The 2898-nt window shown below is 38.6% G+C and carries 4 protein-coding genes and 1 pseudogene; 3 read left to right on the top strand and 2 right to left on the bottom strand.

The features are described 5' to 3' along the window. Positions 1–309, bottom strand: a pseudogene (locus U2718_RS13005) (hypothetical protein); the annotation flags it as partial. 177 nt (positions 310–486) lie between these two features. On the opposite strand from U2718_RS13005, the gene U2718_RS13000 reads away from it, so the two are divergent. The 3 genes from U2718_RS13000 to U2718_RS12990 all read left to right on the top strand — a co-directional run bounded on the left by U2718_RS13000 (position 487) and on the right by U2718_RS12990 (position 1998). Beyond that, complete coding sequence (locus U2718_RS13000) at positions 487–954, top strand: hypothetical protein (protein ID WP_342002854.1); 468 nt, start codon at positions 487–489, stop codon at positions 952–954. 169 nt (positions 955–1123) lie between these two features. Next, a complete protein-coding gene (locus tag U2718_RS12995; RefSeq protein WP_342002855.1) occupies positions 1124–1369 on the top strand; it encodes a hypothetical protein in 246 nt (81 codons plus the stop codon). A 344-nt stretch (positions 1370–1713) separates the two neighbouring features. Continuing rightward, complete coding sequence (locus U2718_RS12990; protein ID WP_342002856.1) at positions 1714–1998, top strand: hypothetical protein; 285 nt, start codon at positions 1714–1716, stop codon at positions 1996–1998. A 44-nt stretch (positions 1999–2042) separates the two neighbouring features. On the opposite strand, the gene U2718_RS12985 is transcribed toward U2718_RS12990, so the two are convergent. Next, positions 2043–2543 (bottom strand): hypothetical protein, encoded by a 501-nt coding sequence (locus tag U2718_RS12985; RefSeq protein WP_016879192.1) that lies wholly within the window; start codon positions 2541–2543, stop codon positions 2043–2045. Between the last annotated feature and the right edge of the window lie 355 nt (positions 2544–2898).

Here is a 2898-nt window from a genome sequence, read left to right as displayed (position 1 = left end):
TACTTTGGGTATAGCCAGTTCATACTTTAGTTCTCTTAGTTGAGATATACCTTTAAACCGACGACGGGCAAGTTCTCCCAGCACATAATACTCTCCCCCCACACCTACCCAAACGCGGCTTTCGGGCAACCCTTCTGCATCTATACTCTCAACTGAAGCTTTGCTTACATCAGCCATTTCCGAATCCATCAGCAAAACTTGCGGCTTTCCTTCTGGATACTCCTGAGCGATCGCCTTAGTCTTGCTACCACCCATATCCAAAGTTAAAACTATCTTCTTAGGTTGAGATTTATCACTAGTTTTAGCCATATTTGTTATTTTTTATAAATGAGTGTGGTAACAACCAATTTAACCTATACGTACATCAGAGCAGGTTGGTTCACAAAAATTTCAATAACCACTAATTAAATTAAAAGTTTACATTAGGATAAATCACCACAATAGCAGCTACTTCAATTACATGAAGCAAGCGAAGAATAAGTTATCATGTGGCACGAAATTAATAATACTAATTGGAAAGAATTACTGGAAACTCGCCTAGAGAATTTAGGATGGACACTGTATAAATTAGCCAAAGAATATATAAAAGTTCTTGGAGAAGAAAACAGTCCAGCCTCAAGATATCATTCTGCCATAGGCAAATTGTTTGAAATGCCTGAAAAATCTAAAATTAAAACAGTGGAAAATGTTATCAAAGCACTTGATGGAAAAATAATTATTGTATGGGATAACACGAAAAAAGAGAGCGTTGCAGATGGGCTAGTTAAATTAAGAGAATGTACAACTAATCAAATAATTCAAGAGCTATCTAGACGCGTAATTGAAATTAGTCCTCCAGAATTAATTAAACTAAAATATCCAAACTGCCCTAGAAATAAGCTCAAAATTAGCTCACAAGATATAGCGAGTTTGTTAGACGACAAATCAGCAAGTAAAAAATACAAAGCTAATTAATATAACAATAGCAACAAAGGTAAATTCAAACTTCATGTTTGATGAAAAAGGTAATTTGTATTAATCAAGAAGTCCCTCTTTCTTAAAGGGATTTTTCTTTCACCCACACTACCTTTACAGCCGCATAACGCGAAGAAGGGGGTGAAAAATCCACGGAATAATTCACACTATGGCTGTCGTACTTACACTACCACAGGCCCAAATTCTTATCCATCAAGTAACAGGTGCAAAAACTGGTAGAGTCTATTTCCCTGCTATATTTGTAGCAGAAAACCAAGACTTTATAAAAACTTGGCTGAGTCAAGATGATATCTCTTTCGGCGAACGCGATATCAAATACTACTCTGATGGCTCGTTTCGCATCTATTTCAAATCATCTAATATTAAAAAACAAATTGGGAAGCTGTACAAATAATTCTTGCTACCAAGCCCTCTAATTAGAGGATTTTTATTTTTATAACTCAATTCTCTCTACATCTATAACAGTCGAAGACAGCGGAACACGAACTTTCTTATTGATAGGAGAAATCCTCATGTTAAAACGTACAGCCAAACACAATCCTCGTTAGCTTACCGCCCTCTGAATAAATAAAGCATGACGAATTTATCAACAAAATCCAACACGCGATCGCTAAACATTGTAATTTGTAGAAACTAACCAGCAGCACTACTCAAACTAATAATCTCTTACTGTCTATGTTTATACAGTTGCTCTCGCATAACTCCTGTGATAACAACTTAATCGTAGGAGAAATCCCTATGGCAATATTCTTTGATGGCGCAACTGATAACTTGGTCGCATCCGTTCTCAACTCAATCGAGTGGCGTATTCGTTACAATATACTTGAGGGTTGTTGTCCCGACAGTCCAGCTTTTCGACAAGTTATCCCTGGCGCAGTCTCTAACGGCATTCATCAACCAGAAGGTGCATTTGAAATTACTAGTAGTCCTATCTCTGGAAGTCAGAAAACTACCATCAGTTGGTATTCAGACGAGGGGACAATTCGCTTCCACATTATTGAGGTGACGCCGCCAAAAGAATAATCTCTCCTCATACGAACTCCACTCCCAAGTGGGGTTTAATTTTTTCAATCAACGTAAAATCCAGCATCCGCTACTATCTCTGCTTTAGCTATCGGGTCATCCTCATCCACATCGAAAAAGTTATCTTCACCTAACTCATCTTCTTGGGTAGGTGCAATAACAGAAGAAGAAGCATTAATACTATCATTTGGTTGCTGTTGTGTCTGTGTGGAAGTAGGAGGTACAACCCCAGCAAAAGATTGACCGACTATTGGGGTAACTAGTACCAACTGCGATATCTCCTCTAAGCCACAAGTGCGCTTAATCAATAATATCTGACTCTCCAATACCCCAATTGCCCAGATAGCAACTTTTCTTAACTCTTCACCTCTCACCCCAACTGAATGCATCGCTAGGGGCAACCAAAATGCCTTGAGGGTATGTACCACCGTCTCCACTAACCCCATCTCAATTGGGCTAGATGCCAAGTACTCAAACATCTTACCCGTAAGTGTGTTTACACTCCTTTTAATCTGCGGGATCACCGCAAATTCTTTCTCACCCATCCAAATTATCCAAACTCCAAACCATTAATTAAAAGATTGAGTTACAAAGTACGATGTCCTTACCGATAAAGGAAAAATTATCAGTAATAAAAAGAATTCATCTATACCTTAAACCTATACTGAGAAAATGTCATCTCCAACTATCCCACACTAGCCCCAAGCTAGCCTCCTACATAGTGCAAATATCCTTAGTACAAGAGTACTGTCGATGGGTATAGTATGGTTGCGCCTACTCCCACCATACTCTCGCATAACCACAGTATCCTCCATTCCCCAGAATGACATTCCCATACAGTACTGTTCTTCCACTAAGACCACTAAGACAAGGTATGTCTGATAGGGTTACTCAAAAAAT

Source organism: Chlorogloeopsis sp. ULAP02, from assembly GCF_038404745.2.
GTDB lineage: Bacteria > Cyanobacteriota > Cyanobacteriia > Cyanobacteriales > Nostocaceae > Chlorogloeopsis.
This window is presented reverse-complemented; position numbering and strand designations above follow the sequence as displayed.